Origin of the sequence: Amycolatopsis sp. M39, from assembly GCF_001651785.1 — a bacterium.
GTDB classification, from domain to species: domain Bacteria; phylum Actinomycetota; class Actinomycetes; order Mycobacteriales; family Pseudonocardiaceae; genus Amycolatopsis; species Amycolatopsis rubida.
Genome location: NZ_LWSF01000024.1, coordinates 30,876 through 46,950, shown reverse-complemented (window position 1 = coordinate 46,950; position 16,075 = coordinate 30,876). Strand labels below are relative to the sequence as shown.

Genomic DNA, 16,075 nt, shown 5'->3' with positions numbered 1-16,075 from the left:
GGAGGCACCGGGAAGTGTCTGAGATCCCCCACTACGACGTCGCCGTCATCGGGTACGGGCCCACCGGGGTCACTGCCGCCAACCTGCTCGGCGCACAGGGCTTGAAGGTGGTCGTCGTCGAACGCGACGCCGAGGTCTACACCCGGGCCCGCGCCATTTCCACCGACGAGGAGGTCCTGCGTATCTGGCAACAGGCCGGTCTGGCGGAAGAGCTGCAGCGAGACATGCTGGCCGGGCTGCCGATCGACTTCGTCGATCACCGGGGACGGTCGTTCCTGTCCGCTTCCTTCGACCCCGCTGGCCACGGCTACCCGCCTCAGTTGTTCATCTACCAACCGGTCCTGGAAGCCACACTGCGCAAGGGCGTCACGAGGTTCCCGAACGTCGACCTGCTGCTGGCCCACGAATGCCTGCGCGTGCGCCAAGACACCGGCGGCACCGAACTGCTGCTGGCCGAGGACGGCGGCGAGCAGCTCAAGCGAGTGCGCGCCTCCTGGGTCGTCGCCGCGGACGGCGGTTCCAGCCCCACCCGCGGCCAGCTCGGCATCGGTTTCGACGGCCGCACCTACGAGACCCGCTGGGTGGTCATCGACACCGAAGTCAAGCGCGAGTGGCCCGGTCACGACCGGCTGCGCTTCCACTGCGACCCACTCCGCCCCGCAGTGGACTGTCCCACGCCGCTGGGGCACCACCGCTGGGAATTCCCCGTCCTTCCCGGCGAGGACGAAACCGAACTCGTCACCGACGCGGCCGTGTGGCACCTGCTGGGCCGCCAAGGCATCACCCGCGACGAGGTGACCGTGCTGCGGGCGGTGGTCTACAGCCACCACGTCCGCGCCGCCGCCCGCTGGCGCGTCGGCCGCGTCTTCCTCGCCGGCGACGCGGCTCATGCCATGCCGCCGTGGATCGGCCAGGGCATGGCCGCCGGGGTGCGCGACGCGGCCAACCTGTGCTGGAAGCTCGCCGCCGTCCTCCGCGGCGAACTGCCCGAGATCGTGCTGGACTCCTACGAGACTGAGCGCAAACCGCAGGTGCGCGAGGTGACGCGCCGCGCTGTGCTCGTGGGGCGGCTCATCACCGAACGCCGTCGCCCGCTCTGCCGGATCCGCGACACGCTGGTGCGTTCGCTGGCTCGGCTGTCGCCGGTCCGGCGACTCCTCGTCAAGCTGTCCTGGGTGCCCGCTGCGCGCTACCCGCGCGGGTTCCTCGGGAGCGGCAACCCCGCCGTCGGCCACAAGGTGCCCCAGCCGTGGGTGCTCGACAGCGACGGTGCCCGCAGCAGGCTCGACGACGTCCTCGCCGGGAATTGGACCGTGCTGAGCACCCGCACCGCCCTCCCGGATACGGCCTGGACCGCAGCCGTTCGCCTGACAGTTCTGCCTCCCGGAGCACCGCCGGAAAACGAAGCGGTGGTCGACATCGACGGCACGCTGCTCGCCTGGATGCGGACGTACGGGGCGCACACCGTGGCCCTGCGGCCAGACGGCTTCGTCTATGCCGCCGCAGACGCCACCGCCGCGCTCTCCCCGCCACCCGCCGGGCTCCGGCCGCTCGACGCTGATCGCCTGCTGTCCTGACCGGGAAGGATCACCTCCATGAACCGAAAGTTCACCCGTCGCCGCGCGGTCAGCGGTGCCGCCGCCCTGGCCGGTGCCGGTTTGTTCGGCACGGCGGCCGCCCGAGCGATCGGGGCTCCTTCCGGCACCTATCGGATTGATCTGCACGCGCACTTCCTGCCGCCCGAGTACCGGGCTTCCTTGCTGAGCCACGGCTATTTCACCATCGGCGGCTACCCCACCCCCGATTGGTCGCCGGAGTCGGCGCTGGAATTCATGGACCGCTACGGGATCGCCGCCCAAGCACTGTCCATTTCGGACCCCGGAGTGTCGTTCCTCCGCGGCGCGGAAGCTCGTGACATGGCCCGGTACTGCAACACCTACGCCGCGGGCTTGTTCAAGTCCCATCCGACTCGCTTCGGCGGCTTCGCGGTCCTGCCCCTGCCTGACGTGGCAGCGTCGATCGCCGAACTCGAATACGCGCTGACCGTGTTGAAGCTGGACGGCGTCGTATTGCTGTCCTCGTACGACGGCGTATATCTCGGCGACCCCCGATTCGAACCGCTGATGGCCGCTCTCGACCGGCACCAGGCGTACGTTTTCGTCCATCCCGCGTCCGTGTCCCGGGACTCGAAACCGGAACTGCCCCTCCCGGACTTCCTCTACGAGTTCACCTTCGACACCACCCGCGCCGCGACGATGCTGATGTACTCCGGAACGATGCGACGGTATCCCCGCATCAGGTTCCAGCTCGCGCACGCCGGCGGCACTGTCCCCTTCCTGACCTATCGCTTGGGCGTGCTCTCGAAAACCGGGGCCGCCGATGTGTTCCCGCCCGGCGTGCCGCGGCCGTCGGCGTTCGACGTCGCCGAACTGGTCAAGACTTTCTTCTACGACACCGCATTGAGTCCGGCGGCAACGGATATGCGCAGCGTGCTCGCGGCCGGACAGCAATCCCGCGTCGTCTTCGGCAGCGACTGGCCGTTCTCCCAGTTGACCCTGACCGGTTCCGGAGATCCGCAACCCGAACTCGACCAGACTTTTTCCGCCAGCGATCGGCTTCAGATCGAGCGCGCCAACGGCTTGCGCGAACTGCCCCGGCTCGCGCAAGCCGTCGGGTCCTGAGTCACCGGCCCGCGGTCGTCAGCGCCGTCAACAGCCGAGGGAGCACGTCGGTCAGATAGCGGCTGTCGGCCTTGTCGGGGAGTTCGTCGAGAATCGCGCGTTCGAGCATGGTCTCGTACAGCGCCACGACTGTGACGACCGCACTGCGCGGATCGACGGTCAGCCGCATGTCCAGCCGGTCGAGCAGGTTCCGCAAGATGTCGGCGAGGGCCTCGTGGAAGCGGCGTTCGGCGGCCGCGGCCGGCGCGCGCAGGTCCGGCTGGCGGAGCGCCTGGGCGCGGAACTCGGCGTTGAGCAGGTACCACGTCTCGTCCGCCGCGAGGGATTCCATGAACAGCAGACCGGCTTCCCGCAGCACCTCGTCGACGGGACCGCTCGCGGCCCGGTCGACCGCCTCTTCGACGGCGCCGCGCAGCCGCTCGGCGCGTTCCCGCATCTCCACCTCGTAGATCGCGAGGAACAGTTCTTCCTTGCTGGCGAAGTTCGAGTAGAAGGCACCGCGGGTGAAACCGGCACGATCGCAGATCAGCTCGACGGGAGCGTCCCGGATGCCCGTCTCGGCGAACACCTCGTAGGCGGCGGCCATGACTCGCCGCCTCGTTTCCGCACGCCGGCGGGTCATGCGCTTCGGGGTTTCCAGGCTCGCGCCGGTCGTCGCCATGTCGCTCACCCTATCTCCGCCGCTCCCCCGACCAGGTGATCGGATACACGTTGCATCGGATGCACAGTGCATTACGATACACCTTGTATCCGACGTGTTGGGAGCACCCGTGTCGTCCTTCCTCTACCGGCTGGGCCGCACCGCCGCCCGAGCCCGCGTACTCGTGGTGGCGCTGTGGGTCGTGATCCTGGCCGCGGCCGGCGGGGCGGCGCTCGTGGCCAACCAGGGCACCGACGACGCGTTCGCCATCCCTGGCTCGGAGTCCCAGGACGCCCTCGACCACCTCGGCCGCGTCTTTCCGGAGGTCAGCGGCACGTCCGCGCAGCTGGTGCTCGTGGCGCCGGAGGGTGCGAAGGCCGACACCCCGCAGATCCGGGCCGCGGTCGCCCAAGCGGTGAACCGGATCGGGAAGCTGGACCAGGTCGCCACGGTCGTGGACCCGTTCGGCAAGGACGTCACCGGCGCGGTGTCGAAGGACGACCGGGCCGCGCTGATCGCCGTGCCGCTGAAAGTGCAGCTCTCCCAAGTCGATCCGGCCACCAGGACGCAGGTCGCCGGTATCGCCGCCGACCTCGCGAAGGCGACCGGCACGGAGGTCCACACCGGCGGCGACGCGTTTTCCGACCGGGTCCCGAAGCTCAGCCCGACCGAAGGCATCGGCCTGGTCATCGCCTTGCTGGTGCTGGTGCTGATGTTCCGGTCGCTGATCGCCGCGGCGATGCCGCTGGCCACGGCGGTCCTCGGCGTCGGCGTCGCGGGCGGCCTGATCTTCCTGGCCACGCTGGTCGCCCCGATCTCCTCGACCGCGCCGATGCTGGCGGTGATGATCGGGCTCGCCGTCGGGATCGACTACGCCCTGTTCCTGCTCTCCCGGCATCGCGACCAGCTGACGGAAGGCCTCGACGTCGAGGAGTCGATCGCACGGGCCACCGCCACCGCCGGGTCGGCCGTGATCTTCGCCGGGCTGACCGTGGTCATCGCCCTGCTCGGGCTGGCGGTCGCGGGCATCCCGTTCCTGACCACCATGGGCATTGCCGCCGCCGTCGCGGTCGCCTCGGCCGTCGCGATCGCCGTCACGCTGGTGCCCGCGCTGATGTCCTTCGCCGGCACGCGGTTGCGGCCGCGGGACAGGAAACCGCGGCGGCGGAACCGGCGGCGCCAGAAGCCGCGGATCGCGCTCGGGTGGGTCCGGCTCGCGACCAGGGCGCCGCTGGTCACCGTCGTGGTCGTGGTCGCCGGTCTGGCGGTCTGCGCGATCCCGGCCCTGTCCTTGCGGCTGGCGTTGCCGGACAGCGGAACCGAGGAGCACGGCAGCCCCGCGCGCGACACCTACGACGTCGTCAGCGACCATTTCGGGCCCGGCTACAACGGCCCGCTGATCGTCACGGCGGACATCATCACCAGCACCGATCCGGTCGGGCTGATGAACAAGCTCGCCGAGGAGATCCGGCACGTGCCCGGCGTCGCGTCGGTTCCGCTGGCCACTCCGAACCCCAAGGGCGACACCGGCATCGTGCAGGTCATTCCCGCGACCGCACCGGACTCCGTGCAGACCGACGACCTCGTCGCCCGGCTGCGCGGAATGGAGCCGCACTTCCGGGAAACCTACGGCGCGCAGACCGCGGTCACCGGGATCACCGCGGTCGGGATCGACGTGTCCGCGCAACTCGGCGACGCCCTGGTGCCGTTCGGGATCCTGGTGGTCGGCCTCTCGCTGATCCTGCTGGCCATGGTGTTCCGGTCGATCTGGGTTCCGATCAAGGCTACCGCGGGCTATCTGCTGTCGGTCGCCGCGGCGTTCGGCGCGACGTCGTTCGTGTTCGTGCAGGGACACCTCGCGGACGTCCTCAACGTGACGCACGTCGGAAGTGTGATCAGCTTCCTGCCGATCATCCTCATGGGCGTCCTTTTCGGACTCGCCATGGACTACGAGGTCTTCCTCGTCTCCCGCATCCGCGAGGACTACGTCCACCAGGGCGATCCGCACCACGCCATCGAATCCGGGTTCGTTTCCGCGTCACGGGTGGTCGTCGCGGCCGCGGTGATCATGCTCGCCGTCTTCGCCGCGTTCGTGCCCGAAGGCAGCGCCACGATCAAACCGATCGCGTTCAGCCTCGCGGTCGGAGTGTTCATCGACGCCTTCATCGTGCGCATGACCCTGGTGCCCGCGGTCCTCGCGCTGCTGGGCAACCGCGCCTGGGGGTTGCCCCCGAAGCTCGACCGAGCCCTGCCGGTGTTCGACGCGGAGGGCGACGCGCTCGTCCACGAACTGCGCCTGGCCGAGTGGCCCGCGCCAGGCAGCACCGAGGCGGTCAGCGCCCGGGATCTCCGGTTCGAAGACGACCGGGGCGCTCCGGTCTACTCCGGAATCGAGCTGCACGTCCAAGGCGGAGAAGTCCTTGTGCTGCACGGCGCGGGCGCGTGCGGGAAAACAGCTTTGCTGTACACGCTCGCCGGACGGGTCACGAAGTTCACCGGCGATCTGAAGGTGCTCAGGCGCGTCCTGCCGCAGCACGCACACGCCCTTCGCCGGGACGTCGCCGTCGTTCCCTGCCGCGACGAGGAAAACCCGGCGCACCAGATCGCCGAAGCTCTTGAGAGCGACGCCGGGCTTATCGTCGTCGACGACGTCGACCTCGTGCTCCGCACCGATGTCCGCGACCGGGTGCGGGCCCTGCTCGACGATCGCCGCACCCGCTCCGGCGAAACTGCCACCTTCGTGCTCGCCTGCCAGGATCCCGACCGCATCCGGGACCTGCTGCCCGCCGGAGCCACCCGCCTGCACGGTCTCGCCGCCGCCCAGCCCACCGAGGTCCACTGATGCTGAAACCGTTCGCCAACTCCGCCCGCGCACTGGCCACTGGGCCGCTGACCTGGCGCACCTGGGCCGGTCTGATCGCCGTGCCGCTGATCGTCATGGGCTTGCTCACCTGGGCGTTCTGGACGCCGGACGCCAACCACGGCACCGCGAAGGCGGCCGTGGTGAACTACGACGAACCGGTGCAGGTCAATGGGCAGACGATCCCGCTCGGCCGTCAGCTCGCCGGATACCTGACCCACAGCGAGGATTCCTCGTACACGTGGGTGCTCACCGACGCCGACGATGCCGCCTCCGGCCTGGCTGACGGCAGCTACGCGGCCACAGTCACGATCCCGAAGGACTTTTCGGCCCGCGCCACCTCCAGCGCCACCGGCAAACCGCTCGAAGCCCGGCAGGCGCGACTACAGGTGCAGACATCCGACGCCGCCGGGGTCACCGATCCCAGCGTGGCGACGCACATCGCCACGGCCACCCAGGACACCCTCAACCAGCAAGTCGTGGAAACCTACCTGGACAACGTGTATGTCGGGTTCACGACGCTGCACAAGCAGGTCGGACAGGCCGCCGACGGGGCGGCCCAGCTGGCCGACGGCAACCGGCAGCTGGCCGAGGCCGCCGGTCAGCTCAACGACGGCGCCGGCCAGCTAGCCCACGGGACCGAGCAGCTCGCCGCGGGGTCCGGAAAGCTGGCCTCCGGACTCACCCAAGCCGAACGGGACACCGCGCAACTGCCCGCCCTGACCCGCCAACTGGCCACCGGGGCCGACCAGGTCGCCGACGGCAACGAACAACTCGCCAGCGTCGTCGTGCCGCTGGCCAACCGGATCATCACTGCCATCGACGCGCTCCCCTCGGCCGACAGCGCCGCGAAACAGTTCCGGCAGCTGGCCGGCCAATGCCCCGCCAACGGCGGTTCGGCCTCCTTCTGCCGCGACCTGAGCCGGACCGCGGACGAGTTCACCACTGACGCGCAGGAGATCGACGGTGCCAAGGCTGCCGTCCGGGCCAACGCCGTGAAGGCACGCGATTCCATCCAGGCCCTTGCCGCCGGAGCCCGCAAGGTCGCCGACGGCAATGCCCAGCTGGCCGCGAAATCCGGCCAGCTCGCCGCCGGAATCGCGTCCGCCGCGGACGGTGCCCGCCAGCTCGACAACGGTGTCCGGCAAGCGAATTCCGGTGCCCACCAGCTCGCCACCGGCACCGGGCAACTGACCGACGGCGCCAAGAAAGCCGACCGCGGCGCCCACGAACTGGCCACCCAGCTCGACAACGGCCGCGATCAAGTCCCCAGCTACACCAACGCCGAACGCGCACACCTCACAACAGTCGCCGCCGCCCCGAGCACCTCAGCCGCCGACGGAACCTCGACCGGAACCCTGGCCCTCACCCTGTTCGCCGCTTTGGGCCTCTGGGCACTGGCACTGGCCACCTACCTCATCACCCGCGCCGTCCCCGACGCAGTGCTCACCGCCCGCGAACCCACCTGGCGGATCATCCTGCGCGCCGCCATCCCCGGCGCTACCGCCGCCGGGCTCGCCGCCGTCGCCATCACCGCGATCGCGGTCCCCGTGCTCAAACTCGGCCTCGGCCGCACCGTCGGGTTCTTGCTGATCGCACTGCTGGCCGCGTCGGCGTTCGTCGCCCTCAACCAGGCGGCGACGGCGATCTTCGGCCGCGCCGGCCGGATCGCTTCACTGGCGGTACTGGTCCTTGCCGGAGCGACCGGTGTGGTCTCGACACTTCCGGGACCGCTGTACGCACTCGCCGGCTACCTGCCCACCCACGGCGCGGTGCTCGCGTTGCGAGCCGCTGCCACCGACGGCACCGGACTGGCGACCGGCGTCGCCCAGCTCGCCGCCTGGCTGCTGGTCGGCGGTCTCGTTTCGATCCTGGTCACCGACCGCCGCCGGTACCTTTCCGCCCGAAGCATCCGGCTCCGGCGCACTCGCGCGCTGTCCGCCACTTGATCGGGAGGACGCAGCGGAGTCACGGCGGGCGGCCTCGCGATCTTCGACCTCGTGCGGCCCATTCCCCACTCGTTGAGCGACCAGCTGCTGCCCGAACTCGGATCGAACCAAGGCGAAGCTCCCCAATCCCCTCGATCCGGCTGGTCACCACATCACCAGCTTGCAAGAACCCGCTGCGGCTGACGACCCATCCCGACGCCAGACTGGGTCCCGGGGAGAACGATTTCGCCAGGCAGCACCAAAAATGATCGCCCGGTCCCGCAGCTCGGCACATTTATGTCCCGTTTGTGGTGGCCAGCAGCGCCTTCAGCCCATTTCCACGCAGGACCGCCGGAGAATTACCCGGAACGTGCAGGACCTCCGTTGTGGAAGAACGGCGAAAACTCGACAATTTATTCCACTTCGTCGAGACAGCGGCAGAACTGCTGAAGGCGCCGGTACTGTTTTGCGATGCAACTGTGCGGCAGCGACTCGCCGATGCCGAAATTTGGCCGTTGACGAAGATATTCGAAATACCGCTCCAGCTCCCGGCGCCACCGAAGCCGAGGTAGCCGTCGATCGTTGAGCCGGCACGGTTCTTGACCCTCAGATGCGCCCTCCAGCCCGAGACGAGCTCCCGGATGTCCTCCGGGCTCCAGCACCTCCAGCGGTGCCTCGACGGCGGCCATGAAAACAGGCTTACTCGAACAATCCCTTGGGTTACCAGCGCCGCGCTCGTCTCCGGCGCTCCCGCGAGACCTCGCATCAAGATCGTTTTTGAGCCTGTTTTCGCAGGTCAGACTCTATACAAGGACGGGCAGAGTGGGCCGGGTCGGGCTCGAACCGACGGCCAAGGGATTATGAGTCCCCTGCTCTAACCAACTGAGCTACCGGCCCCTGGGTTCGCTTCCGCAGGTCGATCCCCCCAGTTCACGTCAACTTAGCACAGGCCCCGCGCGGGCCGGGGGCGTAGGCCGATCGGGTCGAGACTGCTCGCGGTGGCCCCGGGGTCGCCTAGATTGCTGGGGTCGGGCCCCGAGAGGAGACCGCCATGCCCATTCCCGGACGGGTTCCGCTCGCGCTTCTCGACGCTCTCGCCGCCGGGCTCGGGCTGGGCTATCTCGCCCGCGACCATCGCGACGCCCTGATCTCGCACGGGCCGGTCCTGTCGATCGCCGCGGTGGTCGGGATTGCGGTAATCGTGGTGGCATACCGCGGATACCGTGTGCTTCGCCGTACGAACACCCGCATGGAGGCGTTGATCGCGGACGAGCTATCCCGGCGCAGGCCGTCGCCCCGGCCGCGGCGATGACGCGGGATCCGGTGCGGTCACGGGGGAAATTACCTGCCCAGCACGATAATGGCGCCGTACAGGCCGGGGGCGAGCGCGTCGGCGAGGCCGCCGGGCGGCACTGTTTCGCGCAGAAGGTGCAGCCAGGCGAAGACCGAGCCGAGCAGCATCGCGTGCACAACGGGCACTTCGGGGCGGCGCGCCAGTTCGCCGCGGGCGAGCGCGCGGTCGAGCACTTCGACCAGATAAGCCCGCTCTCGCACCAGGAACAGCTCGCCCAGCCGGGTGGCAGGTGCGTCTTCGGTGCGGAGATCGGCAAGCAGGCCGGGCAGGGCGTTGCGCACTTGCGGTCCGTCCAAAGCGGACTGAATGTCGGCGAGAACGCCTGTTACGTCGCCGCGCAAGGTGCCGGTGTCGGGCGGCGCCGCGAGGGTGTCGTCGTGCACGACCGCGGCGAAGACGAGTTCCGCCTTGGACTTCCAGCGCCGGTAGAGCGCGGCCTTGCCGACCCCGGCGCGCGCCGCGATCGCGTCGACGGTGCACCGCTGGTAGCCGACCTCCTCCAGCAGCTCGTTGACCGCGGCCCGCACCGCCGCGTCGATTCCCTGCTCCCGCGGCCGTCCGCGCCGGTTGTGCGTCATAGCGCACAGTTTACGAGACTGCCAGTTCCGTATATCTTCGGGGGCATGATCTGGGACAAAACCTCCGCCCGCACGCTCGCCGCCGACCCGGCCGCGCTCTGGGACGTCCTCGCCGACGTCGAGAACTGGCCGCGCTGGGACCCGGACGTCGCGCGCGTCGTGCTGCACGGGCCGGTCGCGCCGGGTTCGACCGGATTCCTTTACCCCAGCGGCGGATTCCGCGGCAGCGTGCACGCGAAAATCGCGAAGGACTTCACCTTCACGAGCTGGCGGCCCGGACACGAGTTCACGCTCTGCCAGCCCGTTCCGCTCGGGAAGATGGACCTCCGGCTGAGCGTCGCGGCCGTCCCTGGCGGAACCGAACTGACCCAGCGCATCGTCCTCGACACCCCGCTGCGCGCGGTCATGGTGCGGATCATCGGCGCCGACGTCGTGGCGAACTTCGGCCGGAAATGCGACGCGCTGGCCCGGCTCGCCGCCGCGAAACCGAGCTGACCGCCCTGGCGGCCCCGGCCGGGACCGCCAGGGCGGACCGGTCTAGTTCCGGTACCGGAACAGGATCCGGCCCCGGTCGAGGTCGTAGGGGCTCAGCTCCACCAGAACCCGGTCGAACGGGACGATCTTGATGAAGTTCTTCCTGATCTTGCCGCTGATGTGGGCCAGCACGTGGTGCCCGTTCGCCAGTTCGACGGTGAACCGGGCGTCGCGCAGGCACTCGACCACGGTTCCCTCGACTTCGATCCCGCCCTTACCGGCCATGGCGCATCAGCTCCACCGTGCTGTTCGCCCGCCGCGCGCCGATGCCCTCGAACAGCGCGGTCGCCGCTCCGTTGGCCTCGTTCACCTCAGCCGACGCCGTCGGGATTCCCGCTCGGTGCAGGGTGCCGAGCGTGTGAAGCAACAGTCCGCGCGCGATGCCGCGGCGTTGCCGATCCGCACGGACGGCGATGAGTCCGATCCGGGGCAGGCGCGTTACCTGAACCACGCGGAGCAGACCCGCGTACTCGCCGTCCTCGACAGCCACGGCGTACTTCGACGGGTCTACGACGGTGTCGCCAGCCGTGCGAGGCAGCACCTCGGCCGGCATCTCCGACCAGCCCGCAGTCGCCTCGACCTCGGCGCGGATAACGCGGTCCAGCTCGCGCAACGGACCCTCGTCAGCGGATCCGGCAGGCACGACCGTGACGCCCGGCGGCAGCACGACCGGCCCGGTGACGTGCGGATCCGTGGGCACGACGTACTCCCACTCGCGCCGCCGGACCGTCAGACCGGCCCGTCGCCAGCCGTCCAGCAGTTCGCGGTCGGCTTCGTCGACCACGGTGTGGAGCTGGTCCGGCAGCGCGGCCAGCATCTCGCGGGCCAGCTGGTCGAAGACCGAGCGATGCCAGGCGTCGACGCTGAGGAAAACCCGCCCGTCGGGCCGGGCGGTGGCTTCAGCGCGACCGGCCGGCCGACCGTCGTCCAACGCCTGCCAGAGTCCCGGTTCGACCCGGGTGACGCGCACCGCGGGTTCGCCCGCGGTGAAACGCACAGTGTCCATGATGGTCACCTTTCGGAGTGCCTTTGCTCAAGGCGCTCCTGGCAACCCCTACGTCAGTCGCCCGACCGTGACGACACGGGGAGCACCCACATCGAAACAGCGTTCATGGGTCTCACCTCCTGGCGTCGAGTCACGGTCGGGGCGAACCATAACGGCACGCGACTGCCCCGTCCACCGAATTAAGTTCTCCTCAGCCGATCCGCGGCACCACCTTGCCGCGATCGTGTCCGGCGGCCAGGTCGCGATGGGCGCTCGCGGCGGCGTCGAGCGGGTGCTTCGCCCGGACGGTCACCCGCGGGCACAAATCGAACAGCCCGCGAAGCCGCTGGGCGGACCGGTCGCGATCCCGTCCGGAGGCGGTCGAGTTCGCCTTCGCCGCACACCATTGGCGTGGCGTCCCGCGTGCGGAAATATTCCTGATTCTCCTCGCTGCCGGTCCCTGTCACGCGCGAACCGTTGTGGCGCGCCAACTGGACCGCCGTCGAGCCAGCACCGCCAGCCGTGCCGTGAATCACGATCGGCTCACCGGACCGCGCTCCGCGTAGCAGCCCAGCACCCGGAGTCCGGCAACCTGTTGCCCTGTCTCGAATTCGGTCACCCCGGCACCGGCCTGGACGATCGGCCCGGCACACTCGGTGCCCAGGATCTGCGGGAACTCGACGGTCGCGCCCGGTGGCGTCCACTCGCACCAGCACCTCCCCCGGGCTCGTGACCAGCGTCGGCACCTGGCGGATGGTCAGCCGTTCCGCAGGCCCGAACTTGCCGATCGCCGCAGCGCGCATCAGACCGCCGTTCGCTGCCTCCCGGACCAATTCCGCCAGTTCCTCGACGCTGCGCGCCCGGCGAGAAGGTGGTCGCCACGCACGATCGTCGGCACAGAACGGACCCCGCGCGACTGTCCCTCTTCGTGATCCGCCAGCACTTCCGCCACGTACTTCTCGTCGCGCTCCACTCCGATTTCCACCTCCGCAAGCACGTCCCAATCCGCGAGGCAAGGTTGTCCCGCAGATGCGCGGCGAACATCGCCTCCCACGCCGCGGCCAGCTTCAGCACCCGGTGCGCGGGCCGGGAATCGAGCGCCGACGCGGTGTTTATGCGGATGGCCAGCCCAGCCGCACGTCCCGCCTGCTCGACCCGGTCCGGGACACCGGACACAGCACGTCCGCCCGTACTCGCAGGGTCGCAGTCGGCACAGAATCCCCTTCGCTCGCGATCGCCCCCTTCTGCCGGGCGGTGCTTACAGTGGACTTCATCAAGCGAACTTGATGTCAAGCACGGAAAGAGCTGCCATGCCCCAGATCACGCGCGAGGTCGTCTGGCTGAAGCCGGGACAGATCGCCGAACGCGCCGGTGTGAGCGTCCCGACGCTGCACTATTACGAGAGCCGCGGGCTCATCGCGAGCAGGCGCACGAGCGGCAACCGGCGCGAGTACCGGCGCGACACGCTGCGCATGATCGCCTTCATCCGGACCGCCCAGCGGGTCGGGGTGTCGCTGGAGGAGATCAAGGACGCGCTCGCCGAACTGCCGGACCAGCGCATCCCCACCAAACGCGACTGGGCGCGCATCTCCCGCCGCTGGCACGACCGCCTCACCGCGCGGATCGAGGAGCTGACCGCGCTGCGCGACCGGTTCTCCGACTGCATCGGCTGCGGGTGCCTGTCGCTGAAATCCTGCCCGTACTCGAATCCGGACGACGTTCTCGGGCAGGGAGGCACCGGGGCACGCCGGTTTCCCGGCTACGGGTCGTGAGGGGAACTCTGAGGGAATCCAGATTCCCTGAGGATTCCCCTCACGGACGGAACCGGAGGGGCGGCGGGGCGGCCTAACCGCGGAGCGCGGCCCGGAAGTAGCGTCCGGTCGCGCCGTCGTGCTCGGCGAGTCCCTTCGGCGTGCCGGTGTAGAGCACCTGGCCGCCGTTCTCGCCCGCGCCGGGACCCAGGTCGAGCACCCAGTCCGCCGCGGCGACGACGTGCAGCGAATGCTCGACCACGACGAGTGTCCGGCCCTCGTCGACGAGCCGATCCAGCAGCGCCACCATCCGCGTGGTGTCGCTGGGGTGCAGGCCGGCGGTGGGTTCGTCGACGAGCAGGTCGTCGCTGGTCGAGTCGAGCTGACGGGCGAGTTTTAGCCGTTGCCGCTCGCCGCCGGAGAGCGTGTCGAGTGTGCGGCCGCTCGCGAGGTGCCCGAGGCCCAGTTCGCCGAGCAGCGCGGCCAGCCGGACCACGTCCGGATGCGGCACGTACCGGGCCAGCGCCGACACCGGCGTGCTCAGCACCTCCAGCACCGTCCGTCCGTCGAGCCGCGTTTCCAGTGCCTCGGGGCGGAATCCGGTCGCGTCGCACTCCTCGCAAGGCGTGTCGACGTCCTCCAGGAACGCCAGGTCGGTGCGCCGCACGCCGGTGCCGCGGCAAGCCGGGCACCCGCCCCGCGACCGCGGGTTGAACAGCTTCGGCGACTCTCCGCTCACCTCGGCGAACGCGCGCTGCACCGGATCGGCCAGCCCGAGCCAGGTACCGACCGTCGACCGGGTCGTCGCGACGATCTGGCTCTGGTCGACGACCGTGAACCGCGGCTGCCGCTCGGCGAGTTCGCCCGCCAGCGTCGACTTCCCGGACCCCGCCACCCCGGTGATCACCGTGAGCACGCCCATCGGCACGTCGACGTCGATGTTGCGCAGGGTGTGCCGGTCCAGCCCGCGCAACGGCAGCCAGCCGGTGGGTTCCCGCAGAGTGTCCTTGAGCCGGACACCGGTGCGCAACGCCCGCGCGGTCGTCGTGTCCGCCTTCCGCAACTTCGCCGGCGGCCCGTGGAACACCACGCGCCCGCCCGCTTCGCCAGCTCCCGGACCCAAGTCGATCACATGGTCCGCCGCCACCATCACCGCTTCGTGGTGATCCACCACCAGCACCGTGTTGCCGTGGTCGCGCAGCCGCCGCAGTACGTCGACCAGTGACGCGACGTCGGCCGGATGCAGCCCGTCCGTCGGTTCGTCCAGGACGTAGGTGAGGTCGGTGAGGCTCGAACCCAAGTGCCGCACCAGCTTCAGCCGCTGGGACTCGCCGCCGGACAACGTCGGCGTCGCGCGGTAGCAGTGCAGATGCCCGAGGCCGAGCGTGATCATCGACTCCAGCCGCAACCGCAGCGCCGCCACCAGCGGACGTGCCCACTCGTGGTCCAGTCCGGCGCAGAATTCCAGCAGCCCCGCCGCGTCGCGGTATCCGAGGTCCACAATGGACACCCCGTGGATCCGGCTCTCCCGCGCGGCCGGAGCGAGCCTGCTGCCGCCGCACTCCGGGCACGGCCGCTGCCGGGTCACCTCGGCGAGTGCCGTCCGCACCGCGGGCCCCATCTTGGCCTCGCGTTCCACGAGCAGCCGCCGGATCCGCGGCACCATCGACTGGTACTTCGCGCTGGCCGGGAAGCGAGGCAAGGGATGCGGCGGCTTCTGCGTCGGCCCATGCAGCAGGAACTGGACCAGTTTCTCAGGCCATTCCCGCAACGGCAGATCGTTGTCGAAGAATCCCGAGTAGACATAGCGCTTCCAGATCCAGCTGCCGACGGCGAAACTGGGGAAGACCATCGCCCCGTCGTTGAGCGACCGGCCGCGGTCGATCATCCGCTCGCCGTCGATGTCGGTGACCGTGCCGAGTCCCGCGCAAGCCGGGCACATGCCGGACGGATCGTTGAACGAGTAGGCGGGCGAGTATCCCGCGGACGGTTCGCCCAAGCGGGAGAACAACATCCGCAGCATCGTCCACACCTCGGTGGCGGTGCCGACAGTGGACCGCGAATTCGTCCCGAGCGGCCGCTGGTCCACCACGACGACGGTGGTGAGCCCGCTGAGCGAACTGGCCTCCGGGGCCGGATCGTGCGGCAGCTTGGTCCGGACGAAGGCGGGCATCGTCGAGTACAACTGCCGCCGCGACTCGGCCGCCAGCGTCGCGAACGCGAGCGACGACTTGCCGGACCCGGAAACGCCGGTGACCGCGACCAGCTGGTGCTTCGGGATGTCCACGTCCACGTCGGCCAGGTTGTGCGTGCGCACACCGCGGAGGCTGATCATGTTCGACGGCATGCCTTGCAGCCTACGTCCCGGCGCGGGTTGAGGAGGGATGGGTTGAGCCGGGCCTTCGCCGGACGATTTCCGGCGGGGCGGGGTCGACTGTGCTGGTTCGGTGAAGCGCTCGGCCATGCGAAGGCAGCCAGGCCGTCGCCAAACAGGCTCCCGCAAGACGGGATGGGCGTGCTGGCTCGAAGAAGCGAACCGGGCCATCGCCGGACACGTTTCCGTGGGCGAGGGCGGGCGATGCCCGCCCGGGGAAGCGCTTGGCGGGGTGAGCCGGGCAGGCGCCACATGCCCGCTTGGCGAGCGGGGCAGACGCCAGGCACATGCCCGCTTGAGGAGGCGGGGCGAGCCGGGCAGGCGCTAGGCACATGCCCGCTTGGCGAGCCGGGGCGAGCCGGGCAGGCGCCAGGCACATGCCCGCTTGGC

At 69.8% G+C, this 16,075-nt stretch carries 14 protein-coding genes and 1 tRNA gene; 7 read left to right on the top strand and 8 right to left on the bottom strand.

Translation table 11 applies throughout. The features are described 5' to 3' along the window. Window positions 1–14: 14 nt before the first annotated feature. On the top strand, window positions 15–1,577 hold the full coding sequence (locus tag A4R44_RS35030; RefSeq protein ID WP_067590447.1) for a bifunctional 3-(3-hydroxy-phenyl)propionate/3-hydroxycinnamic acid hydroxylase: 1,563 nt from the start codon (window positions 15–17) through the stop codon (window positions 1,575–1,577). An 18-nt stretch (window positions 1,578–1,595) separates the two neighbouring features. Next, a complete protein-coding gene (locus tag A4R44_RS35025; protein WP_067590445.1) occupies window positions 1,596–2,681 on the top strand; it encodes an amidohydrolase family protein in 1,086 nt (361 codons plus the stop codon). A gap of 1 nt (window position 2,682) precedes the next feature. Here the strand turns inward: A4R44_RS35025 and A4R44_RS35020 are convergent, their stop codons facing one another. Then, a complete protein-coding gene (locus A4R44_RS35020; protein ID WP_067590442.1) occupies window positions 2,683–3,342 on the bottom strand; it encodes a TetR/AcrR family transcriptional regulator in 660 nt (219 codons plus the stop codon). A gap of 109 nt (window positions 3,343–3,451) precedes the next feature. Between A4R44_RS35020 and A4R44_RS35015 the strand changes: the two genes are divergently transcribed. Both A4R44_RS35015 and A4R44_RS35010 read left to right on the top strand, forming a co-directional pair. Beyond that, entirely contained in the window at window positions 3,452–6,163 is a 2,712-nt protein-coding gene (locus tag A4R44_RS35015) for an MMPL family transporter (protein WP_067590439.1), read from the top strand. Continuing rightward, window positions 6,163–8,130: a YhgE/Pip family protein gene (locus tag A4R44_RS35010; protein ID WP_067590436.1), complete on the top strand. Its 1,968-nt coding sequence runs from the start codon at window positions 6,163–6,165 to the stop codon at window positions 8,128–8,130. Before A4R44_RS35015 ends, A4R44_RS35010 begins: the two co-directional genes overlap by 1 nt. A 392-nt stretch (window positions 8,131–8,522) precedes the next feature. Here the strand turns inward: A4R44_RS35010 and A4R44_RS48470 are convergent, their stop codons facing one another. Both A4R44_RS48470 and A4R44_RS35005 read right to left on the bottom strand, forming a co-directional pair. Beyond that, the gene (locus tag A4R44_RS48470) at window positions 8,523–8,798 is read right to left on the bottom strand and encodes a hypothetical protein (RefSeq protein WP_157905068.1); all 276 of its coding nucleotides are present in this window, start codon (window positions 8,796–8,798) and stop codon (window positions 8,523–8,525) included. A 134-nt stretch (window positions 8,799–8,932) separates the two neighbouring features. Beyond that, window positions 8,933–9,006 (bottom strand) — tRNA-Ile (locus tag A4R44_RS35005). A 154-nt stretch (window positions 9,007–9,160) separates the two neighbouring features. Here A4R44_RS35005 and A4R44_RS35000 point away from each other — a divergent pair. Next, the gene (locus A4R44_RS35000) at window positions 9,161–9,421 is read left to right on the top strand and encodes a hypothetical protein (RefSeq protein WP_067590434.1); all 261 of its coding nucleotides are present in this window, start codon (window positions 9,161–9,163) and stop codon (window positions 9,419–9,421) included. A 29-nt stretch (window positions 9,422–9,450) separates the two neighbouring features. Here the strand turns inward: A4R44_RS35000 and A4R44_RS34995 are convergent, their stop codons facing one another. Then, window positions 9,451–10,041, bottom strand: coding sequence for a TetR/AcrR family transcriptional regulator (locus A4R44_RS34995; protein WP_067590431.1), 591 nt, complete (start codon window positions 10,039–10,041; stop codon window positions 9,451–9,453). A 45-nt stretch (window positions 10,042–10,086) separates the two neighbouring features. On the opposite strand from A4R44_RS34995, the gene A4R44_RS34990 reads away from it, so the two are divergent. Continuing rightward, entirely contained in the window at window positions 10,087–10,536 is a 450-nt protein-coding gene (locus A4R44_RS34990) for an SRPBCC family protein (RefSeq protein ID WP_067590428.1), read from the top strand. A 42-nt stretch (window positions 10,537–10,578) separates the two neighbouring features. Here A4R44_RS34990 and infA read toward each other — a convergent pair whose 3' ends face one another. The 3 genes from infA to A4R44_RS51100 all read right to left on the bottom strand — a co-directional run bounded on the left by infA (window position 10,579) and on the right by A4R44_RS51100 (window position 12,200). Continuing rightward, complete coding sequence (infA, locus tag A4R44_RS34985; protein WP_037818449.1) at window positions 10,579–10,800, bottom strand: translation initiation factor IF-1; 222 nt, start codon at window positions 10,798–10,800, stop codon at window positions 10,579–10,581. Beyond that, a complete protein-coding gene (locus tag A4R44_RS34980) occupies window positions 10,790–11,581 on the bottom strand; it encodes a GNAT family N-acetyltransferase (RefSeq protein ID WP_067590875.1) in 792 nt (263 codons plus the stop codon). The genes infA and A4R44_RS34980 overlap by 11 nt, the downstream gene beginning before the upstream one ends. A 511-nt stretch (window positions 11,582–12,092) precedes the next feature. Continuing rightward, window positions 12,093–12,200 (bottom strand): hypothetical protein, encoded by a 108-nt coding sequence (locus tag A4R44_RS51100; protein ID WP_232791924.1) that lies wholly within the window; start codon window positions 12,198–12,200, stop codon window positions 12,093–12,095. Window positions 12,201–12,870: 670 nt separating this feature from the next. Here A4R44_RS51100 and soxR point away from each other — a divergent pair. Then, window positions 12,871–13,332, top strand: coding sequence for a redox-sensitive transcriptional activator SoxR (gene soxR / locus A4R44_RS34970; RefSeq protein WP_067590422.1), 462 nt, complete (start codon window positions 12,871–12,873; stop codon window positions 13,330–13,332). 73 nt (window positions 13,333–13,405) lie between these two features. Here the strand turns inward: soxR and A4R44_RS34965 are convergent, their stop codons facing one another. Beyond that, on the bottom strand, window positions 13,406–15,658 hold the full coding sequence (locus tag A4R44_RS34965; protein WP_067590419.1) for an ATP-binding cassette domain-containing protein: 2,253 nt from the start codon (window positions 15,656–15,658) through the stop codon (window positions 13,406–13,408). Between the last annotated feature and the right edge of the window lie 417 nt (window positions 15,659–16,075).